Here is a 21,076-nt window from a genome sequence, read left to right as displayed (position 1 = left end):
GGGGAAGATGAGCTGGTACCCGGGCCACATGGCCAGGGCCATGCGGCTGCTCAGGCAGAGGATGCGCCTGGTGGATGTGGTCCTCGAGGTGGCGGACGCGCGCGCCCCCGCGGCCTCCCGCAACCCGCTCCTGGTAGAGCTAGTGGAGGCGCGCCCCCGGCTGCTGGTACTGGCCCGGAGCGATCTGGCCGACCCGGCCTCGACCGGCGGGTGGGTGGCGCATCTGGCCACCCGGGGCGAGGAGGCGGTGGCGGTGGACGTGCGGACGGGGCGGGGCCTGGAAGGGGTACGTGCCTGGCTGGAGGGGCGCCGGGGGAAGCTGGCGCACCGGTCCTGGCACCGCCCCCTGCGCCTGGTGGTGGTGGGAGTATCCAACGTGGGCAAGTCCTCCCTGCTCAATCGCCTCACCGGCCAGCGCGTGGCGCGCACGGGCGCCCTGCCCGGGGTCACCAGAGGAGAGCAGTGGGTGCGGGTGGCGGACGGGCCGGGCGGGGGCGTGGAGGCCCTGGATCTGCCCGGGCTCCTCCCTCCCCGGCCCGAGCCGGAGGTCGCCACCACGCTGGTGGCCATCGGGGTGCTGCCCTGGGGCCAGGTGCCCTACCCACGGGTCATCTCCTGCCTGCTCGAGGCCCTCCCGCAGCGGGGCCGGCTGGCGCTGCGCGAGCGCTACGGGGTAGAATGGGGAGCGGCGGAGGAGGCGCTGGCCGCCATCGCGCGGCGGCGGGGGTTTTTGGGCGCCGGGGGGGCTCCCGACCCGGAGCGGGCGGCCCGGGCCCTGCTCGCCGATTTCCAGGCGGGAAGGCTGGGCCGCATCACCCTGGAGCGGGCTCCGGGCCCGGAAGGCACGGGAGAGGTGTGCCGGGGGGGAAGCTGATGGCTCCCGATTACAGGTTCGAGCTGGCCCTCTCGGAGGGCAGGGGTCCGGTGGCCGGGGTGGACGAGGCCGGCCGGGGCCCGCTGGCGGGGCCCGTGGTGGCGGCGGCGGTGGTCCTCCCGTCCGGGCTGGTCATCCCCGGGCTGGATGACGGCAAGAAGCTCGTCCCCGACCGTCGGGAGCGGGTGGCCGCCCTGGTGAGGGAGCGGGCGCTGGCCTGGGCCGTGGGAGTGGTGGAGGTGGAGTACATAGAACGGGAAGGCATCCTGGCGGCCACCTACCGGGCCATGCGCCGGGCGGTGGTGGGGCTGGCGTTGCGCCCCTCCTTCCTGCTGGTGGACGGGGGCGTGCTGCCCGGGGTCGAGCAGCCCCAGTGGGGGGTCATCCGCGGGGATGCCCTCTGTTGCTCGGTGGCCGCCGCCTCGGTGCTGGCCAAGGTGCACCGGGATGCCATCATGCGGGAACTCGACGCCCGCTACCCCGGATACGGCTTCGCCCGCCACAAAGGATACGCCACCCGCGACCACTGCGCCGCCCTGGCCCGGCTGGGGCCCTCCCCCTGTCACCGCCTGAGCTTTCTCTCCTCCCCGCGCGCGTCCGGAGAAGACGACGAGGAGGACCTATGCCATTGAGCGAGAACGCGACGAACGTCCCCGACCTGGGGTGGGCAGTGGACCACCACGTGCACAGCGCCCACTCCTGGGACGGTAGCGATCCCGTAGACGCCTATTGCCGCCGGGCCCTGGAGTTGGGGCTGGGCGGGATCGTATTCACCGATCATGTGGAGCTAGATCCGGATGGCAAGAGGTACCGGATGTACGATTACGACGCCGCCCGGCGCGCGGTGGAGGCGGCCCGGGAGAAGTACCCCGGGCTGCACCTGGGCCTGGGGGTGGAGGTGACCTACCTGCGGTCCCTGGAAGGGGAGGTCCGGGAGTTCCTGCGGGGCAAGGAGTTCGATGGGGTGATGGGCTCCCTGCACCAGGTGGGGGGTGTGGATTGCTCCGATCCCCGTGGGCGCGCGGTCCTGCAGAGCGGCGGGTTTGACCCGCGGAGTGTGCTGGGCGCTTACTTTGACGAGATGCGGGCCGCGGTGGAGAGCGGCCTCTTCGACGTGCTGGGGCATATCGACGTGTTCCTGCGCCTGGGAGCCGACATGTGGCGGAGCGTGGACAGGGACGGGGAGGGCCGCATGGGGGAGGTCCTCGACCTGGCGGTGCGGGTCGGGGTAGCCATCGAGGTGAACACCTCGGGCTTCCGCCACGGGGTGGGACATCCTCACCCGGGGGCGTCTGCCCTGGCTGCTTACCGGGGCAAGGGGGGTAGCCTGATCACCCTGGGGTCGGACGCCCACCGCGCTGCGCAGCTGGCCTGGGAGTTCCCGGCGGTGGCGGGCATGTTGCGCGACCTGGGCTTCCGGGAGGTGTACTTCTTCCGCGGCAGGCGGCCCGAGGGGCTGCCCCTTCCCGGCGGGGGCGGGGGATGCTAGGTGCTGGGAAAGACCTGGGGCTGCACCCTCACCGGCCTGGACGCCGTGCCGGTGCGGGTGGAGTGCGACGTGGGGGCGGGACTGCCCGGCGTTCAGATCGTGGGGCTGCCGGGGACTTCGGTGAAGGAAGCCACGGCGCGGGTGCGCTCGGCAGTGCGTAACTCCGGGCTGGACTTCCCCCTGCGGCGCATCACCGTCAACCTGGCACCGGCCGACGTGCATAAGGGGTCCCCGGGGCTCGACCTGCCCGTGGCCACCGCCATCCTGGCCGCTTCCGGCCAGCTGGGCGCGCGCGATCTGGGTTCCTGGTTCCTGGTGGGGGAGCTGGGCCTGGACGGGCGGGTGCGGGCGGTGGACGGCATCCTGCCCATGGCCATCACGGCCGCCCGGCTGGGCAGGGGGCTGGTGGTGTCCGCCGACGGGGCCGGGCAGGCGGCGGTGGTGGACGGGCTTGAGGTGCTCGTCCTGAACCGCCTTACCGACCTGGTGGCCTGGTCGCGGGGAGAAAGGGAACTGCCGGTGCCTCCCCGGCAGGTGTCTGAGGTAACGCCCGCGGAAGCCCCCGACCTGGTGGAAGTGCGCGGCCACCAGCTGCCCAAGCGGGCGCTGGTGTGTGCGGCGGCCGGCGGGCATCACCTGCTCCTGGTGGGGCCCCCGGGGGCGGGCAAGACGGTGCTGGCCTCCTGCCTGCGCGGGCTCCTGCCTCCCCTCTCCCGGGAGGAGTCTCTGGAGGTGAGCCGGATCTGGAGTGTGGCCGGGCTGCTGGGGGGAGAGGGAGGTCTGCTCTACCAGCCCCCCTGGCGTGCCCCCCACCCCCACCTGGGGCGGGCCGCCCTGGTGGGAGGGGGCCGGCACCCGGTGAGACCCGGGGAGGTGAGCCTGGCCCACCTGGGGGTGCTCTTCCTGGACGAGATGAACCGTTTCGCCGGTCCCCTGCTGGAATCGCTGCGGGGCCCGCTGGAGGAGGGTCGGGTCACCCTGGGACGGCTGGGCGAGGGGGTCACCTTCCCAGCCCGCTTCATGCTGGTGGGGGCCATGAACCCCTGCCACTGCGGCCGCTTGGGCGACCCCGAGTACCCCTGCACCTGTACCGGCCAGCAGGTGCACCAGTACTGGGACCGTATGTCCGGTCCCCTCCTGGACCGCATCGACCTCCAGGTGGAGGTCCGGCGCATGGCCTGGGACGAATGGCGTGACGCACCCGGTGGTCCCCCCTCCCGGGAGGTTGGATCCCTGGTCCTCCTGGCCCGCCAGCGCCAGGCCCACCGCCTGCGGCCGGCGGGCAAGCGTCTCAATGCGGAGATGGGTCCCCGCGAGGTGTCCGCCTTCTGCCGGCTCACTCCCGAGGCGGAGAAGGTGCTGGCCGAGGGCTTCGCCCGGCTGGGGCTGACTGGCCGCGGCTACTACCGCCTGCTGAAGGTGGCCCGCACCCTGGCCGACCTGGACGGGCGGGCGCAGGTGGGCGTGGAACACGTGGGGCAGGCCCTCCAGTTCCGCTGCCCGGCCTTCCTGCGCCCGGAGGCGGCCCCCGGGGAGCTCGGGCAAGCGCTCGCAGACCCGCCCGCGGCCCGGTAGGGGAACGTCGTCCGCGCAGCGAAATGCAACGTGGTTGACCCGCATCACACCAGGGAACGGAGCCCATCGCGGCTGAGCGTATCCCACCCCAGGAGGCGCAACATGGAACGGTACAGTGCGGAAGGGTTGCGGCGCGTGGACCCCGAGGTAGCGGAGGCCCTGGCGGAGGAGTTGGGCCGCCAGGAGGAGGGCCTGGAGCTCATCGCGTCGGAAAACTACGCCCCGCCCGAGGTCATGTGGGCCCAGGGCTCGGTGCTCACCAACAAGTATGCCGAAGGCGTGCCCGGGGCCCGTTATTACGGCGGCTGCGAATACGTGGACGTGGTCGAGGACCTGGCCCGGGAGCGGGCGAGGCGGCTGTTCGGCGCCGAGCACGCCAACGTGCAGCCCCACGCCGGTGCCCAGGCCAACACCGCCGTATATTTCGCCGTCCTGGAGCCCGGCGACGCGGTGATGGGGATGGACCTGACCCACGGCGGGCACCTGACCCACGGCCATCCCCTGAACATATCCGGCAAGTATTATCGTTTTGTGCCCTACGGGGTGCGCCCGGACACGGAAACCATCGACTACGAGCGCATGGCGGAGCTGGCCCGGGAGCACCGGCCCCGGCTCATCGTGGCGGGCGCCAGTGCCTACCCGCGTTTCATCGACTTCGAGCGCATCGCCGGGATCGCGGCCGAGGTGGGGGCCATGGTGATGGTGGACATGGCCCACATCGCCGGCCTGGTGGCGGCCGGGGCGCACCCCACCCCCGTGCCCCACGCCGACTTCGTCACCACCACCACCCACAAGACCCTGCGGGGTCCCCGCGGCGGGCTCATCCTCTGCCGGGCTCGCTATGCGGCGGATATCGACCGCGCGGTCTTCCCAGGCACCCAGGGGGGCCCCCTCATGCACGTGATCGCCGCCAAGGCGGTGGCCCTCAAGCTGGCCATGGGCGAGGATTTCCGCCGCTACCAGGAGCAGGTGGTCAAGAACGCCCGCGTGCTGGCGGAGGAGCTGGTACGGGAGGGATTCCGCCTGGTGTCGGGAGGCACCGACAACCACCTCATGCTGGTGGATGTGGGGGTGCGGGGGCTGACCGGCAAGAAGGCGGAGGAGATGCTGGGGGAAGCCGGCATCACCGTGAACAAGAACACCATCCCCTTCGACACCCGCGGAGCCAAAGTGGCCAGCGGCATTCGGGTGGGCACGCCCGCGGTCACCACCCGGGGTATGAAGGAAGAGGAGATGCGGCTCATCGCCCGCCTCATCGGAGCCGTCCTCCTGCGCGGGGTGCCGGCGGCCCGGGTACGGGCGCAGGTGAAAGAGCTTTGTGCCTCGTTCCCGATCTACCCGGGGTTTCCCGCCTAGGGCGAGCGCGGGACGCACCGGGTCCGGCAGCAGAACCTGGCACTGACCGGTCCATCGTGGTATGATCTGGCAGCGGAAGGGGGAATGAGGTGGGAGAAGACGCCCGGCGCCTGATCCCGGCCGTGGGGAGCCTGCTGGCCGATCCCGGGGTGAAGGAGGCGGCCCGGGGTTACCCGCAGCTGCTGGTGTCCCGCGTGCTGGGGGAACTGGCCGCGCGCCTGCGGGAGGAACTGGAACGGGGGGAGCAGGTGGCCGACCCCGCCGCTTGGATCAGGGGGCGGTTGCCGGCCGCCCTGCGCGGTGCCCGCTTCCCCCTGCGCAGGGTTTACAACGCCACCGGCGTGGTATTGCACACCAACCTGGGCCGGGCGCCCCTGGCCCCTTCCGCCCTGGAGGCGGTAACGGCCGCCGCCACCGGGTACTGCAACCTGGAGTTCGACCTGGAGGCGGGGGAGCGGGGGACCCGCTACGTGCACGCGGTGGGGCTGCTGCGCCTGCTCACGGGGGCGGAGGACGCCCTGGTGGTGAACAACAACGCCGCCGCCGTGCTGCTCTGCCTGGCTGCCCTGGCCCGCGACCGCGAGGTGGTGGTCTCGCGCGGCGAGCTGGTGGAGATCGGGGGAGGTTTCCGCATCCCCGAGGTGATGGCCCAGAGCGGCGCCCACCTGGTGGAGGTGGGCACCACCAACCGCACCCGGCGGGGGGACTACGAGCGGGCCATCGGCCCGCAGACGGCACTCCTGCTCAAGGTGCACCGCAGCAACTTCCGCATGGAGGGTTTCGTCTCCGAGGTAGAGTGGCCCGAACTGGTGGAACTGGGGCGATCCCGGGGCATTCCGGTGATGTTCGACCTGGGTTCGGGTTGCCTCTTCGACCTGGCGGGGGAGGGGGTGGGCGACGAACCCGTGGTGCCACGGGTGGTGGCCCGGGGGGGAGACCTGGTCACCTTCAGCGGGGACAAGCTGCTGGGGGGTCCCCAGGCCGGCATCATCGTGGGCCGGGCTGAGCTGGTGGCCCGCCTGCGCAGCCATCCCCTGCTGCGGGCCATGCGCGTGGACAAGATGACCCTGGCCGCCCTCTCCGCCACCCTGGCCCTCTACCTGGAGCCCGATCCCGCCGCAAACATCCCCGTGCTGGCCAGCCTGAGAGCCGACCCCGACCGCCTGCGGAGGCGGGCAGAGCGCCTGCGCCGCCTCATCCGGCGGCGTCTCCTGCCGGGTGCCCCCGGTGAGCTGAGGGTGGTACCGGCGCGGTCCACGCCCGGAGGAGGATCGCTTCCGGGCGTCGAATTGCCGGGTTATGCCGTGGCCGTCTGCTCCCCGCGGGGGGCTTCCCGGCTGGCGGAGGCGCTGCGGGGCGCCGCGGTGCCCGTGCTGGGGCGCGTGCAGGGAGAGCAGGTCCTGCTGGACGTGCGCACCCTGGCGGACGGGGAGTTGCCGGGTGTGGCCGACCAGGTGGCGGCGGTGCTGAACGCGGAGGTGAGCCAGTGGAGTACTTCCTCACTGACGAACAGAAGATGATCAAGGATTTGGCCCGGCGGGTGGCCCGGGAGCGCATCCTGCCGGTGGCGGCCGAGCTGGACGAGCGGGAGGAGTTCCCGTCCCAGCTGCGGGAGTGGTTCGGGGAAACCGACCTCATGGGGGTGGCCATCCCGGAGGAGTACGGCGGCCTGGGCGGAGGGGTGCTGGAGACGTGCCTGGCCGTGGAAGAGATATCGTGGGCCTGCCCGGGCGTGGCCACGTCCTATGCCGCCAACTGGCTGGGGATCATGCCCCTCCTGCTGGCGGGCAGCGAGGAGCAAAAGCAGAGGTACATCCGCGCCGTCGCCGGGGGGGAGAAGCTGGCCGCCTTCTGCCTCACCGAGGCGGAGGCGGGGTCCGACGCGGGAGCCATCCGCACCACCGCCCGGCGGGACGGAGACTTCTACGTGCTGGAAGGCACCAAGCAGTGGATCACCAACGGCGGTGAAGCCGACATCTACACCGTCATCGCCCTCACCGCCCCCGAAAAGGGGCCGCGGGGGGCCAGTTGCTTTGTGGTGGAGAAGGGTACGCCGGGACTGGGATTCGGTCGCAAGGAGAAGAAGATGGGCATCCGGGCTTCCGCCACCCGAGAGGTGGTTTTCACCGAATGCCGGGTCCCGGCCACTCAGCTGGTGGGCCGCGAGGGACAGGGCTTCGCCATCGCCATCCGCACCCTGGACCGGGCCCGGCCGGGCGTGGGGGCGCAGGCGGTGGGGCTGGCCCAGGGGGCCCTGGACCGGGCTCTGGCCTATGCCCGCCAGCGGGTGCAGTTCGGCAAGCCCATCATCACCTTCCAGGCCATCGGGCACATGCTGGCCGACATGGCCACCCAGGTTGAGGCGGCCCGGGCCCTCGTGTACGCCACGGCCCGCACCGTCGACGCCGGGGTGAAGGATTTCGCCAAGGAATCGGCCATGGCCAAGCTTTTCGCTTCCGACGTGGCCATGCGGGTTACCACCGATGCCGTCCAGATCCTGGGCGGTTACGGCTACATGCGCGACTACCCCGTGGAGAAGCTCATGCGGGACGCCAAGATCACCCAGATCTACGAGGGCACCAACCAGATCCAGCGTAACGTGATCGCCCAGGAACTGCTGCGCGAGAGCGCCCGGAAGGGGTGACCCGCGGTGAAGATCATCGTTCTCATCAAGCAGGTTCCCGAGAGCACCGAGGTGCGCATCAACCCGGAAACCAACACCCTCATCAGGGAAGGGGTGAAGAGCGTCGTCAACCCCTTCGACACCTATGCCCTGGAGGAGGGCGTGCTGATTAAGGAGCGCCTGGGGGGCACGGTGGTGGTGATGACCATGGGCCCGCCGCAGGCGCGGGAGGCCCTGCAGGATGCCATCGCCCTGGGTGGGGACGAGGCCATCCTGCTTTCCGACCGGGCCTTCGCGGGAGCCGACACCCTGGCCACCTCGCGGGCGCTGGCGGCGGCCGTGCGCAGGCTGGAGCCGTATGACCTCATCATCTGCGGCAAGCAGGCCATCGACGGCGACACCGCCCAGGTGGGTCCCGAGGTGGCAGAGCTCCTGGACATCCCCCACGTCACCTACGTGCGCAGGATCAGGGAACTGGAGCCCGGGCGCGCCGTGCTGGAACGCATGGTGGAGGGTGCTGTGGAAACCGTGGAGATGTCGTTGCCTGGCCTGATCACGGTGGTGAAGGATATCAACCAGCCCCGCATCCCCTCCCTGAAGGGGATCATGAAGGCGCGCCGCACCACCATTCCGGTGTGGACCCCGGCCGACGTGGGTCTCCCCGAGGAGGTGCTGGGGCTGCGCGGTTCCCCCACCACGGTGGAGAAGATATTTGTCCCCCAGGTGGAGCGGCGGGGCGAGATGATCGAGGGTTCCCCCGAGGAAGTGGCAGAGGTCCTGCTCTCCCGGCTGCAATCGGTCGGTGTACTATAGGGGGTGCTGCTGATGGCGGGAGACATGAGCGATCTCATCCGGGTGCTGGCCGACCTCTGCACCGGGTGTGAGGCCTGTGTGGGAGTCTGCCCCACGGGGGCCATCCAGATGCGGGAGGGGACTGCCCGCATCGGTGACGCCTGCAACCTGTGTCGGGCCTGCGTGTCCGCCTGCCCGGCGGAAGCCATCGAGGTGGTGGTGACGGGGCGGGGGGAAGTGGGCGAAGGCCAGGGGGTGTGGGTGTTCGTGGAACACCGGCGGGGCCAGGTGGCCCCGGTGGTGTATGAGCTGCTGGGGCAGGCCCGCCGCCTGGCGGAAAGCCTGGGGACGCAGGTGACGGCGATACTGGCCGGGGAGGGCGTGGCCCCCCTGGCGGCCGAACTGGTCGCGCGGGGGGCGGACGGGGTGCTGGTGGTGGAGGACCCCGCCCTGGGTGATTTGCGCGAGGAGCCGGTTACCACCGCCCTGGCGGACCTGGTAGGGGAACGCAAGCCCGAGATCTTCCTGTTCGGCGCCACTGCCCTGGGGCGCTCCCTGGCCCCCCGGCTGGCCGCCCGGCTGGGCACGGGGCTCACCGCCGACTGCACGGGGCTGGACATCGACCCCGAGCGCCGCGTACTGGTGCAGACACGGCCCGCCTTTGGGGGCAACCTCATGGCGGTGGTGGTGTGCCCGCGCCACCGGCCCCAGATGGCCACCGCCCGTCCCCGGGTGTTCCGTTCCCTGGCCCCCGACCCCTCCCGGCAGGGCGAGGTGGTCACCTTCCCGGTGGACGGGTCCCGGCTCCTCGGACGCACCCGCCTGCTGGAGTATGCCGAGGAAGTCATCGAGACGGTGAAGCTGGAGGACGCCGACATCATCGTGTCTGGGGGACGGGGCCTGGGTGGGCCCGAGCATTTCCAGTTACTCTTCGAGCTGGCGCGCCTGCTGGGCGGGGCGGTGGGGGCCTCGCGGGCGGCGGTAGACGCGGGGTGGATCCCCTACTACCACCAGGTGGGCCAGACGGGCAAGACGGTGGCACCCAAAGTGTACATTGCGGTGGGGATCTCCGGTGCCATCCAGCACCTGGCGGGGATGAATTCTGCCGACGTCATCGTGGCCATCAACAAGAACCCCCAGGCCCCCATCTTCAAGGTGGCCAACTACGGCATCGTGGGAGACCTGTTTGCCGTGATCCCGGCTCTCATCGAGGGTATAAAGCGAAGGAGGTCGTGACGGCGCGCGCGTGACGGCGCGCTATTGACAGCGGAGCCCCAGGCATGTACAATCCTGTCGGATAGTCCCAGATATTGTCGCGGAACCCATTTCTGGTCACCATACAGCAGCAATGGAGGAACACGGGTATGAAAGCGACAGGAACCGGCAGGGGGTCCGGGGCGGAGGTGGTGGGTGCCAGGCGCCCGCTGACGATGGAGCACGCGGTGCGCGTGGCGCTGCGGTGGCTGCTGGTGGCAGCGGTGGTCGCTGTGCTGGGGGGAACGCCCCCTGCGCTGGCAGCTCACCTGCTGGCGCAGGGTGCCAGCGGCACCGATGTGGTGGAATTGCAGGAGAGCCTGCAGCGGGCGGGGTTCGACCCGGGCCCGGTCGACGGGATGTTTGGAGTCCGGACTGCGGGGGCGGTGAGGGCGTTCCAGCGCTCCCGCGGCCTGACGGTCGACGGCATCGTGGGACCTGTCACCCGGGCCGCTCTCCGGGACGTGACCGCCGGGGGTCCCGTGGTGCTGGGGTACTTCTACGGGCCGGGCGCCCCGGAATCCCTCCGGTCATACGGGAACCATCTCACTGCGGTGGGCGACTTCTCCTTCCGGCTCAATCCCTACGGGTACGTGTCGGGCGACCCTGATCCCGATGTGCTCGCCTTCTGCCGCCAGACGGGAACCCGGGGCTGGATGGTGGTGACCAACGAGAGCCCCCAGGGGTTCGACGCCCGGCTGGCCCACCAGTTGCTGTCTTCCAGTACGGCGCGGCAGAGGGCAGCCCGGTCACTGAAGGACCTGTGCCTGAAGCACGGGTACACGGGCGTGATCCTGGATCTGGAGAACGTGGTGCCCGGTGACCGCTCGGCCCTCGCCCTGTTCGTCGGCGAGGTTGCGCAGGCTCTACATATGGCGGGGAGGCAGGTGGCCCTGGCCCTTCCCCCCAAGACGGGGGACGACGATCCGGCCTGGAACGGTGCCTACGATTACCCGGCGCTGGCCCGCCTCGCGGACTTCATCGCCCCCATGGCTTACGACTATCACTGGGCGGGCAGCGTGCCCGGGGCGGTGGCCCCGCTGGAGTGGGTACGGCAGGTGGCCTCGTACGCTGCCCGGGCGGCCGGCCCGGAGAAGGTGTGGCTGGGGCTGGCCGCGTACGGCTACGAGTGGCTGGCCGGGACCAGCCGGGGTGTGGCGCTGCCTGCCTTCCGGGCCCGCTACCTGGCGGTTCAAAGCGGCGCTTACCACCAGTGGGACGACTGGGCCCAGGCGCCCTACTACGAGTACGTGCGGGCCGGGTCGAGCCGGGTTGTCTACTACGAGAATGAGTACTCCCTGGCTCCCAAGCTGGATCTGGTGAAGGAGCTGGGGCTGGGCGGCATCACCATCTGGCGGCTGGGCACGGAGGTCCCTGAGATCTGGTCTCTTATCGACGAACGTCTCCGTTGACTCCGGCGACGGGTCACCCCGGGGAGGTGCGGGTGCCGCGGAAGACATTCATTACCTGGCGGAACTGCTGCGGCTGCCCGGCGTTTCCCGGCGGTGGCTGCAGGTGCTGCGGGGGGCGGTGTCGTCTGCCCGGGCGGTTTGGGAGGCCTCCCCGGCCCGCATGCGGGAGCTGGGCGTGCCCGAAGAGCAGATTGCGGCCATCCTGGCCCATCCCCCCCGCCTCACCAGTCCGTCCCCGCACGTGGAGCGGGCCTGGCGGCTGGGATACCGGGTGTTCTCCCGCTGGGACCGGGAGTATCCTCCCTGGCTGCGGCAGATGCCCGATCCCCCGCTGATCCTCTACTGCCGGGGCGAAGTGCGGGCGGAGGACCAGAAAGCGGTGGCGGTGGTGGGCACCCGGCATCCTACCACCTACGGGGTGGAGGTGACGGGGCGCCTGGTCCGTAACCTGGCCCGGGCGGGGCTCACGGTGGTGTCGGGGCTGGCCCGCGGCATCGACACCTGCGCCCACCGGGAAGCGCTGGCCGCGGGCGGGCGGACGATAGCGGTGCTGGGTTCGGGGCTGGACCGGGTGTATCCGGCGGAAAACCGGCCCCTGTGCGCGCACATTGCCACCCGGGGGGCGGTTCTGAGCGAGTACCCACCCGGTACCGATGCTCTTCCCCACCATTTCCCCACCCGCAACCGCATCATCGCCGGCCTGGCGCAGGGGGTAGTGGTGGTGGAGGCGCCCCTGCGGAGCGGCGCCCTCATCACCGCCGATTGTGCTGATGAGCTGCAGCGGCCGGTGATGGCCGTTCCCGGCCCCATCACCCGCAAGGAGAGCGCGGGGTGCAACCGCCTGATCAGGGACGGGGCCCACCTGGTGGAGGGGGTGGAAGATATCCTGGTTGTGCTGGGCACCGAGGGGGTGAAGCCTGCCGGGCCACCGGAGATGGAGCCCAGGGAACAACTGGTTTGGGACCTGCTGGAGCAGGGTTCCAGCTACGATCGGCTACACTCCCGTAGTCAGCTGGCGGCAGGAGATCTCGGGGCGGTGCTTTTGTCCCTGGAACTCAAAGGACTGGTCCGCCGGTTGCCCGGCCAGGTCTACGTGCGCACCTGGTGAGGACCTCCGCGGGGATTGACAGATGCCGGCATAGTGTATAATTAGCGGCGCGGAGGGCACCTCCGACGCTGCCGGGAGGGGGATGTCTTGGCGAAGAGCAGCGGCGGTGGGGCCGGCCGGCAGCAGGGGTCAGACAGGGGACGCCCCCTGATCATAGTGGAGTCGCCGGCCAAGGCCCGTACCATCGAGAAGTTCCTGGGCAGACAGTACCGGGTGATAGCGTCCATGGGCCACGTGCGGGACCTGCCCCGCAGCCGGCTGGGGGTGGACGTGGAGCACGGCTTCACCCCGCGTTACATAACCATCCGGGGCAAAGGGGAGGTGGTGGAAGCCCTGCGCCGGGAAGCCTCGCGGGCGCCGCAGGTGGTGCTGGCCACCGACCCCGACCGGGAGGGTGAAGCCATCTCCTGGCACCTGGCCCAACTGCTCTCCCTGAAGGACGGCGAGGCCCTGCGGGTGGAGTTCCCCGAAATCACCCGCCAGGTGGTTCGCGAAGCGATCAGGCAGCCCCGTCCCCTGGACATGAAGCGGGTGGAATCACAGCAGGCCCGCCGCATCCTGGATCGGCTGGTGGGGTACAAGCTCAGCCCCCTGCTCTGGGAGAAGGTGCGCGCGGGGCTGTCGGCGGGGCGGGTGCAGTCGGTGGCCCTGCGCCTGCTGGTGGACCGCGAGCGGGAGATCCAGCAGTTTCGACCCGAGGAGTACTGGACCCTGGTCGCCCACCTGAAGACGGCGGGCGACCGTCCCTTTGACGCCCGCTTTTGGGGCCGGGCGGGCGAGAAGGTGGAGCTTCGCTCTGAGGACGATACGCGAGCGGTCATGGAGGCCGTGGCGGGGCAGGTGTTCCGGGTGGCGAAGGTCACCCGGCGCCAGCGGCGGCGTGGCCCGGCACCGCCCTTCACCACCAGCGCCTTGCAGCAGGAGGCTTTCCGCAAGCTGGGGTTCGCGGTGCGACGCACCATGGCCGTGGCCCAGCAGCTTTACGAGGGCCTGAATCTGGGGCCGGCGGGGCACACCGGTCTCATCACCTACATGCGCACGGATTCCACCCGGGTGGCCGAGGAGGCGGTGCGGGCCGCCACCGCCCTGGTGAGGAGCCGCTACGGGGAGGACTTCGCGGCGGGAAGGGCCCGGTCGGGCACACGCAGGCCCGGGGAGCAGGGTGCCCATGAGGCAATCCGCCCCACCTCCTTGGAGCGCGATCCCGATTCGGTGCGCCCCTATCTGACCTCCGAGCAGTACCGGCTCTACCGGCTGATCTGGGAGCGGTTCCTGGCCTCGGTGATGACCGATGCCGTCTACGATCAGGTTCTGGTGGAGCTGGAGGCGGATACTCACCAGTTCCGGGCGGCAGGGTCAACCTTGCGCTTTCCCGGGTTTCTCGTGCTTTACAGTGAGGGCCGGGACGAGGGAGCGCCCGCCGAGGAAGAAGAAGGAGAGTTGCCGCCCCTCGCCGAGGGAGAGGTGGTGAGCCTGGTTTCCCTGGAGCCCGCCCAGCACTTCACCCAGCCGCCGCCCCGGTACACCGAAGCCACCCTGGTGAAGACCCTGGAAGAGAAGGGAATCGGGCGACCCAGCACCTACGCTCCCATCCTGAGCATCCTGCAGGAAAGGGAGTATGTGCAGCGGGAGGGGGGACGCCTGGTTCCCACCGACCTGGGCATGGTGGTGGTGGATCTGCTCCGCGAGCACTTCCCGGGCATCATGGACGTGGACTTTACCGCCCGGGTGGAGGAGCGCCTGGACCGGGTGGAGGAGGGGGCGGTTTCCTGGCGGGACGTGGTGGAGGATTTCTGGAAACCATTTTCGGCTTCCCTGGAGCAGGCTGAGAAAGACATGCCCCGGGTGCAGCTACCGGAGGAGGAAACCGGGGAGACATGTCCGGTGTGCGGTCGACCACTGGTCATCAGGCGGGGGCGCTATGGCAAGTTCCTGGCCTGCTCCGGATATCCGGAGTGCACCCATACCCAGCCTCTGGTGGCGAGGAGCGGGGTGACGTGCCCCGAGTGCGGCCGGGGCGAACTGGTGCAGAAAAGGAGCCGCAAGGGTCACACTTTCTGGGGCTGTGAACGGTACCCGGAGTGTCGCTACGTCATCTGGAACAAACCCGTCCCCGAGAAATGCCCGCGCTGTGGTCACTTCCTGGTGGAAGTGGGCCGCAAGGGCGGGACGGTGCTGCAGTGCGGGGCCCGTTGCGGCTACCGCACCCGTCCCCCCGCCGGAACCCCGCAGCCACCGTCCGACCGGGCCTCCCGTTGATTCCATCTCCCGGACCCGCTGTACCGCCTGCGGGCCTGCTTGGCATCACACCCAGGTTGTGGTAGGATCGCTGGGGAGTTCAGCATGATGCGGGAAGCCTTTGAGCACCTGGTGGGCAGGGCAGGAGAAGAAATCAGCCGGCACTACGGCGAGCGGCTGGTATCGCTGGCCGTGTTCGGGTCGGTGGCACGGGGCACGCCCGGCCCTTTCTCCGACGTGGACCTGCTGGTGGTAGCCGATCCCCTTCCCGCCGGCAGAGTCAGGCGCGTTCAGGAATTCCAGGCCATTGAGGAGCGGCTGGGGGGGGAGATCCGCCCGCTCGTTCGCCAGGGCATTCACACCGACCTGGCCCCTGTTTTCAAGACGCCAGCGGAGGTCCTGATCGGGAGTCCCCTGTTCCTCGACATGGTGGAAGAGGCCCGCATCCTCTTCGACCGGGGACACTTCCTTTCGGACTACCTGGCGAAACTGAGGCGGAGTCTGGCCCGGACGGGAGCGCGCAAGGTACGCTGGCGGGGCGCGTGGTACTGGGATCTTACCCCCCATTTCGACTGGAAGGACGTGATTCGGGCATGACCCCACTCACTCTCGCCCAGAGTTACCTTATCAAGGCCAGGGCTCGTCTTAAGATCCTCGGGGTGTTGCTAGATGAGGAAGCCTATTCGGACGTTGTGCGGGAGGCTCAGGAGGTAGTGGAACTCGCCCTCAAGGCCATTCTCCGTCAGTTGGGGATCGACCCACCCAAGCAGCATGATGTGGGCGGGCTCCTCCTCGAGTTCAGAGACCTCCTCCCGGATGGGGTGCGAGCTCAGGCAGAGACCCTGGCCGGCACATCGAAGTGGCTCCGCAAGGAGCGGGAACTGGCCTTTTATGGCGACGTGGATTTTGTCCCCACGGCGGAGTATACCCGCGACGATGCGGAGCGGGCGATTCGCGAGTCGCGTGCGGTGGTGCTGGCCGCAGGCGAGGTCATCCCGTTGCCCGCACCACCGCGACCGGCCCACGAAGATAGCGACCCGGCGGAAGAGGCAGCCCGCGAGGGAGAGGCCTGACGCGGCGGCAAGCTGCTCTGGCCACGGGACAATTGGTTTCTGGGGCCGGGTATTTTGGTTATGCCGGCATAGCAAGCTCTGGCAACCGTTGCACGCGTGACAAGCGTTATGCACTGGAATCAATTCTGAAGTTATGGTAGTATTGTGCGTGTTCAGGCTTAGGGGGTTGGCTGTGTCTCGGGCTGACTGGGACCGGTGGCAGGATGAGTTTCTGGCGTACTGCCTTTCCGCCCGCGGAGGGTCTCGCCATACGGTGACCGCGTATGCGACCGACCTCTCCCAGTTCGCGGCGCTGGCTTCCCAGCGCGGGGTTACCGCGCTCGATGGGGTGGACAGGAACCTGGTGCGAGAGTTCCTGGGCTGGATGATGAGAGCGGGTTACGACCGCGCCACGGTCCACCGCAAGCTGTCCGCCCTGCGCTCGTTCTTCCGGTTCCTGTGCTGGCGAGGGGCTGTCCCCCAAAACCCGGTCCGGGATCTGCTCTCTCCCCGGAGGGAGCGGCGACTTCCCTCGTACCTGGGCATACCGGAGGTGGCGCGGCTGCTGGGGATGCCCGACGCCACCACTCCTCTGGGCCTCCGGGACCGCGCCCTGCTGGAAGTCCTGTACGCCTGCGGCCTGCGGGTGTCAGAGCTGGTGGCTCTGGACGTGGGCGATGTCGACTACTCCGACGGGTTCGTGCTGGTCAGGCGGGGGAAGGGGAAGAAACAACGCTTCGTCCCTCTTGGATCACAGGCCATCGCTGCGCTGGACGAGTACCTGAGCCGGGGCAGGCCGGCACTGGTTCGTGCCCGGGCCGCGGCCGGGGAAGCACGCGGTACGGGTAGCGCATCCCGGGGCACGGCCAGGGCAGCCCTGTTCCTGAACCGCCGGGGCGGGCGGTTGTCGGACCGGAGCGTGAGGCGTATCGTGGAGGGGTACGTGCGCCGGACGGACGTGGGCGGGCGCGTTTCCCCCCACACCCTGCGGCACAGCTTCGCCACCCACCTCCTGCAGCGAGGAGCCGACCTGCGCTCGGTGCAGGAGATGCTGGGGCACGCCAGCGTGAAAACCACGCAGATTTACACCCACGTCGACTCCTCCCGCCTGCGGGAGGTATACGAGCGGGCCCACCCCCGGGCCGGGAAGGAATGAGCAGATGGACGGGGCGGACGGGAGTGGGTGGATGCCCGGGGTGGAACGCGGGATGGACGGGGGGATGAGCGGGAGATGAGTCGGGCGGGCAGCACCATGATGGGTACCACCATCCTGGCCGTGCGACACCGCGGGCAGGGGGCCATGGCCGGCGACGGCCAGGTAACCCTGCCGGGGGCGACCCCCACGGTGGTCAAGCACGGGGCGCAAAAGATCCGCCGTCTTTACGAGGGTCGGGTGCTGGCCGGGTTCGCGGGCGGGGTAGCCGATGCCTTCACCCTCTTCGAGAAGTTCGAGGGGAAGCTGCAGGAATCCCACGGCAACCTGGCCCGGGCTGCGGTGGCGCTGGCCCGGGACTGGCGTACCGACCGGGTGCTGCGTCGGCTGGAGGCGCTGCTGCTGGTGATGGACGCCGACCACCTCTTCCTGCTATCGGGATCGGGGGAGGTGGTCCAGCCTGACGACGGCATTGCCGCCATCGGGTCGGGGGGTCCCTATGCGCTGGCTGCAGCCCGGGCCCTGGTACGGCACAGCGACCTGGGGCCGGCCGAGATTGCGCGGGAGGCCATGCGCATTGCGGCTTCCATCGACGTATATACCAACGAGCAGATCGTGGTGGAAACGGTATGAGGGGCGAGCCCGCGCGGGCCATGACGGGACAGCAATGGGTGTGACGGGCAGCGGCAAGGGGGCACAGGTGTGGACGATCTCACTCCCCGCCAGATAGTGGCTGAGCTGGACAGGTACATCATCGGGCAGGACGAGGCGAAGCGCGCGGTGGCCATCGCTCTGCGCAACCGCATGCGGCGGCGCCGGCTACCGCCCGAACTGCAGGAGGAAGTGGCTCCCAAGAACATCCTCATGATCGGGCCCACGGGGGTGGGCAAAACCGAGATCGCCCGCCGCCTGGCCAGGCTGGTCAATGCCCCCTTCGTGAAGGTGGAGGCGACCAAGTTCACCGAGGTGGGGTACGTGGGCCGCGACGTGGACGCCATGGTGCGCGACCTGGCGGAGGCTTCCATCCGCATGGTCAAGCAGGAACGCATGGAAGAGGTGAAGGAGAGGGCCGAGCAGCTGGCCGAGGAGCGGTTGCTGGAGATCCTGGCCCCTCTGCCTCACCGCGAACCCGCGCCCCGCAACCCCTTGGAGGCCCTGTTCGGGCAGCTTACCCACGAGCGGGTCGAGCCCGGCGATTTCGAAGAGCGGCTGCGCCAGGCCCGGGCCGAGCGCCGCATCGTGGAAAGGCGGCTGGCCGGGGGCGAGCTGGAAGGGGAGTTGGTGGAGATCGAGGTCGAGGACACCTCGTCTCCCATGGTCGACATCTTTTCCGCGGCCGGGGCCGAAGAGCTGAGCATCAACTTCCAGGACATGCTCGGAGGCATCTTGCCCAAGCGCAGGAAGAAGCGGAAGGTGACGGTGGCCCAGGCCCGGCGCATCCTGGCTCAGGAGGAAGCCCAGAAACTGATAGACATGGATGCCGCCGTAGCCGACGCCATCTACCGGGCAGAGCAGTACGGCATCATCTTCATCGATGAGATCGACAAGATCGCGGGGCGGGAGGCCGGGGTGGGGCCGGACGTTTCCCGGGAGGGAGTGCAGCGGGACATCCTCCCCATCGTGGAGGGCTCCACGGTCAACACCAAGTACGGCGCCGTGAAGACGGACCACATGCTGTTCATCGCCGCTGGGGCATTCCACATTTCCAAACCGTCGGACCTCATCCCGGAACTGCAGGGCCGCTTCCCCATCCGGGTGGAACTGAAAGCTCTCACCAAGGAGGATTTCAAGCGCATCCTGGTGGAGCCGCAGAACTCGCTCGTCAAGCAGTACCGCGCCCTGCTGGCCACCGAGGGGGTGGAGGTGGAGTTCCGCCAGGAAGCCCTGGACGAGATAGCTGAGCTGGCCTGGCAGGTCAACGGGCAGACCGAGAACATCGGGGCCAGGCGGCTGCACACTGTAATGGAGAAGCTACTTGAGGATCTCTCTTTCGAAGCGGGCGAAGCGGGTCCCCACCGGGTGGTCATCGATCGCGACTATGTGCGGCAGAAGCTGGCTGACCTGGTCAAGGACACCGATTTGAGCCGGTATATCCTGTAACACAGAATGGGGAAAGGGGAGAGGACGGATGAGCAGTTTGCTGGCCAAAACCCGGGAGGTCAACCGCATGCTGCAGAAGGCAGCGGGTCGGCCCGTCGACCTCCGGGATATGGCCGAAGCCCTGTCGGACCTCATCTCGTGCAACGTGTACGTGGTGGACCGGCAGGGACGCATCCTGGGCCACGGGCTCATGCACGAGTTCGAGTGCGAGATCTTGAGGGACGAGGTCCTTGACCGGGACCGGTTTCCGGAAGACTACAACGACAAGATCCTGAAGATCGAGGAGACCTCTCCCAACATCCGCCAGGGTCAGCGCCGGTGTGTGTTCAACCGGGAGAAAGGGTGCATCTACGAAGAGAAGGTCACCACCATCGTGCCCATCAATGGAGGCGGGGAACGCCTGGGCACCATGCTCCTGGCCCGCTACGGGGAGGAGTTCACCGACGAGGATCTGGTCCTGGCCGAGTACGCGGCCACCGTGGTGGCTATGGAGATGCTGCGGGCCAAGTCCGAGGCCCTGGAGGAGGAAGCGCGCAAGAAGGCGGCGGTGCAGGTGGCCATTGGCACCCTTTCCTTCTCCGAACTGGAGGCCATCCGGCACATCTTCGACGAGCTCAAGGGCCGGGAAGGATTTCTGGTGGCCTCCAAGATCGCGGATCGGGTGGGCATCACCCGGTCGGTGATCGTGAACGCGCTGCGCAAGTTCGAGAGCGCCGGGGTCATCGAGTCGCGCTCGCTGGGGATGAAGGGCACCTACATCAGGGTTCTCAACGACCGCCTGCTGGAGGAGTTGAATCGCATCAAGGCCCAGCGGGGCTAACCCCCGGGGGCACGGGATGACATCGCCGGGGCGGGGGCATCCCCGCCCCGGTTGCCATCTATGGCGGGAGCCCCCTATAGCGAGCGCGTCTGGTCGACGAAAATTTTGGTTTGAGGGTGGCAGGAGAGGAGGAATTTGGGCAGCGATGTAGAATAGTGACGACCAAGACAGATATATATGGGGCTAACCCGACAAAGGCAAACCCGCCGAAAGGCGGGGACGCAAAGCCCACGGGTCTACAGCTCTGCGGAGCTACGACGGCCGGGCTGCCGAAGGAGCCCTGAATTCTTTGGGCTGCTTCCGCACCGGCGGAAGCATTTTTCGTTCAAAAGCGGGGGCGGGCAAAATGGGTGAACCCTTCTCAACCTGGCAGGTACGGGGGCTGGAGAGAGCCCTGGAGGCTGCCGTGCGCCGCAACGAGGCGCTGGCGGACAACGTGGCTAATGCGGACACCCCCGGTTACAAACGCCAGGATGTTCCTTTTGCCACCGAATTGCGGCGGGCCGGAGAAAAGCTCGCTCTGGCGAGGACCGATCCCGCTCACCTTCCCGGTCCCCGGCCGGCGGCCGTCACGCCCGTGGTCCGCGAAACCACCACGGGCAGGCCCGACGGCAACAATGTGGACATCGAGTTCGAGCTGGCCTCCCTGGCGGAAAACGGCCTGTGGTACCAGACTCTCATTCGCCAGCTGGGGGCCAGGTTCGCCATGTGGCGCACCGCGATCACGGAAGGGAGGAAGTAGCATGAAGCTCTTCCGGGCCATGGACGTGAGTGCCTCTGCGTTGACGGCCCAGCGCCTCCGCATGGAGGTGTCGGCAGCGAACCTGGCCAACGCGGAATCCACCCGCACTGCCGAGGGCGGACCCTACCGCCGGCGGCTGGTGCGGCTGGGTGAGCGCAGCCCCGCTCCCCCCCGGGGAGAGAGCTGGGGACGATCGCTGGCCGTGGCCGCCGGCATGCCCGATCGGGCGGGGGGAGCGGTGGGCGGAGAAGGAGTGCGGGTGCTGGGCATACAGGAAGACGGCACTCCCCTGCGCCGGGAGTACCGGCCCGGCCACCCCGATGCGGACGCGTCGGGCTACGTGCAGCTTCCTAACGTCAACCCGGCCCTGGAGATGGTGGAGCTGATCGCCGCCAGCCGCGCATACGAGGCCAGCCTGGCTGCCCTGGAAACCGCCAAGTCCATGGCTCAGCGCACCCTGGACCTGGGGCGGTGAGCACCTGGGGACG

At 69.2% G+C, this 21,076-nt stretch carries 20 protein-coding genes and 1 riboswitch; all 20 genes read left to right on the top strand.

Annotated elements, in window-relative coordinates; translation table 11 throughout:
- Positions 1-7 precede the first annotated feature (7 nt).
- The 20 genes from ylqF to flgC all read left to right on the top strand — a co-directional run bounded on the left by ylqF (position 8) and on the right by flgC (position 21,063).
- The gene (gene ylqF / locus QME70_11040; protein ID MDI6895109.1) at positions 8-874 is read left to right on the top strand and encodes a ribosome biogenesis GTPase YlqF; all 867 of its coding nucleotides are present in this window, start codon (positions 8-10) and stop codon (positions 872-874) included.
- Positions 874-1,506 (top strand): ribonuclease HII, encoded by a 633-nt coding sequence (locus QME70_11035; protein ID MDI6895108.1) that lies wholly within the window; start codon positions 874-876, stop codon positions 1,504-1,506. Before ylqF ends, QME70_11035 begins: the two co-directional genes overlap by 1 nt.
- Positions 1,503-2,363: a histidinol-phosphatase HisJ family protein gene (locus QME70_11030; GenBank protein ID MDI6895107.1), complete on the top strand. Its 861-nt coding sequence runs from the start codon at positions 1,503-1,505 to the stop codon at positions 2,361-2,363. The genes QME70_11035 and QME70_11030 overlap by 4 nt, the downstream gene beginning before the upstream one ends.
- On the top strand, positions 2,364-3,938 hold the full coding sequence (locus QME70_11025; protein ID MDI6895106.1) for a YifB family Mg chelatase-like AAA ATPase: 1,575 nt from the start codon (positions 2,364-2,366) through the stop codon (positions 3,936-3,938).
- 102 nt (positions 3,939-4,040) lie between these two features.
- Positions 4,041-5,294 (top strand): serine hydroxymethyltransferase, encoded by a 1,254-nt coding sequence (gene glyA, locus QME70_11020; protein MDI6895105.1) that lies wholly within the window; start codon positions 4,041-4,043, stop codon positions 5,292-5,294.
- An 89-nt stretch (positions 5,295-5,383) separates the two neighbouring features.
- Positions 5,384-6,814: an L-seryl-tRNA(Sec) selenium transferase gene (gene selA, locus QME70_11015; GenBank protein MDI6895104.1), complete on the top strand. Its 1,431-nt coding sequence runs from the start codon at positions 5,384-5,386 to the stop codon at positions 6,812-6,814.
- Positions 6,781-7,938: an acyl-CoA dehydrogenase family protein gene (locus QME70_11010; protein ID MDI6895103.1), complete on the top strand. Its 1,158-nt coding sequence runs from the start codon at positions 6,781-6,783 to the stop codon at positions 7,936-7,938. The genes selA and QME70_11010 overlap by 34 nt, the downstream gene beginning before the upstream one ends.
- Before the next feature lie 6 nt (positions 7,939-7,944).
- Positions 7,945-8,730: an electron transfer flavoprotein subunit beta/FixA family protein gene (locus QME70_11005; protein ID MDI6895102.1), complete on the top strand. Its 786-nt coding sequence runs from the start codon at positions 7,945-7,947 to the stop codon at positions 8,728-8,730.
- Between the two features lie 12 nt (positions 8,731-8,742).
- A complete protein-coding gene (locus tag QME70_11000; GenBank protein MDI6895101.1) occupies positions 8,743-9,945 on the top strand; it encodes an electron transfer flavoprotein subunit alpha in 1,203 nt (400 codons plus the stop codon).
- Between the two features lie 128 nt (positions 9,946-10,073).
- Positions 10,074-11,375, top strand: coding sequence for a glycosyl hydrolase family 18 protein (locus QME70_10995; protein ID MDI6895100.1), 1,302 nt, complete (start codon positions 10,074-10,076; stop codon positions 11,373-11,375).
- 103 nt (positions 11,376-11,478) lie between these two features.
- Positions 11,479-12,483, top strand: a complete 1,005-nt coding sequence (dprA, locus tag QME70_10990; GenBank protein MDI6895099.1) for a DNA-processing protein DprA — start codon at positions 11,479-11,481, stop codon at positions 12,481-12,483.
- An 87-nt stretch (positions 12,484-12,570) separates the two neighbouring features.
- Positions 12,571-14,742 (top strand): type I DNA topoisomerase, encoded by a 2,172-nt coding sequence (gene topA / locus QME70_10985; GenBank protein ID MDI6895098.1) that lies wholly within the window; start codon positions 12,571-12,573, stop codon positions 14,740-14,742.
- A gap of 87 nt (positions 14,743-14,829) precedes the next feature.
- A complete protein-coding gene (locus QME70_10980; protein ID MDI6895097.1) occupies positions 14,830-15,318 on the top strand; it encodes a nucleotidyltransferase domain-containing protein in 489 nt (162 codons plus the stop codon).
- On the top strand, positions 15,315-15,794 hold the full coding sequence (locus tag QME70_10975; protein ID MDI6895096.1) for a HEPN domain-containing protein: 480 nt from the start codon (positions 15,315-15,317) through the stop codon (positions 15,792-15,794). The genes QME70_10980 and QME70_10975 overlap by 4 nt, the downstream gene beginning before the upstream one ends.
- A gap of 172 nt (positions 15,795-15,966) precedes the next feature.
- Positions 15,967-16,929, top strand: a complete 963-nt coding sequence (locus tag QME70_10970) for a tyrosine recombinase (protein MDI6895095.1) — start codon at positions 15,967-15,969, stop codon at positions 16,927-16,929.
- A 75-nt stretch (positions 16,930-17,004) separates the two neighbouring features.
- A complete protein-coding gene (gene hslV / locus QME70_10965; GenBank protein ID MDI6895094.1) occupies positions 17,005-17,559 on the top strand; it encodes an ATP-dependent protease subunit HslV in 555 nt (184 codons plus the stop codon).
- A 69-nt stretch (positions 17,560-17,628) separates the two neighbouring features.
- A complete protein-coding gene (gene hslU, locus QME70_10960; protein MDI6895093.1) occupies positions 17,629-19,026 on the top strand; it encodes an ATP-dependent protease ATPase subunit HslU in 1,398 nt (465 codons plus the stop codon).
- A gap of 28 nt (positions 19,027-19,054) precedes the next feature.
- Entirely contained in the window at positions 19,055-19,846 is a 792-nt protein-coding gene (gene codY / locus QME70_10955; GenBank protein ID MDI6895092.1) for a GTP-sensing pleiotropic transcriptional regulator CodY, read from the top strand.
- Positions 19,847-20,032: 186 nt separating this feature from the next.
- A riboswitch (cyclic di-GMP riboswitch) is annotated at positions 20,033-20,120 on the top strand.
- 72 nt (positions 20,121-20,192) lie between these two features.
- On the top strand, positions 20,193-20,588 hold the full coding sequence (gene flgB, locus QME70_10950) for a flagellar basal body rod protein FlgB (protein ID MDI6895091.1): 396 nt from the start codon (positions 20,193-20,195) through the stop codon (positions 20,586-20,588).
- 1 nt (position 20,589) lies between these two features.
- On the top strand, positions 20,590-21,063 hold the full coding sequence (gene flgC / locus QME70_10945) for a flagellar basal body rod protein FlgC (protein ID MDI6895090.1): 474 nt from the start codon (positions 20,590-20,592) through the stop codon (positions 21,061-21,063).
- Positions 21,064-21,076: the final 13 nt, after the last annotated feature.

Source organism: Bacillota bacterium (assembly GCA_030019365.1).
Classification (GTDB): Bacteria; Bacillota; Sulfobacillia; order JACIYH01; family JACIYH01; genus JACIYH01.
The sequence above is the reverse complement of the archived record's forward strand: the minus strand, read 5'-3'. Positions and strand labels throughout refer to the sequence as shown.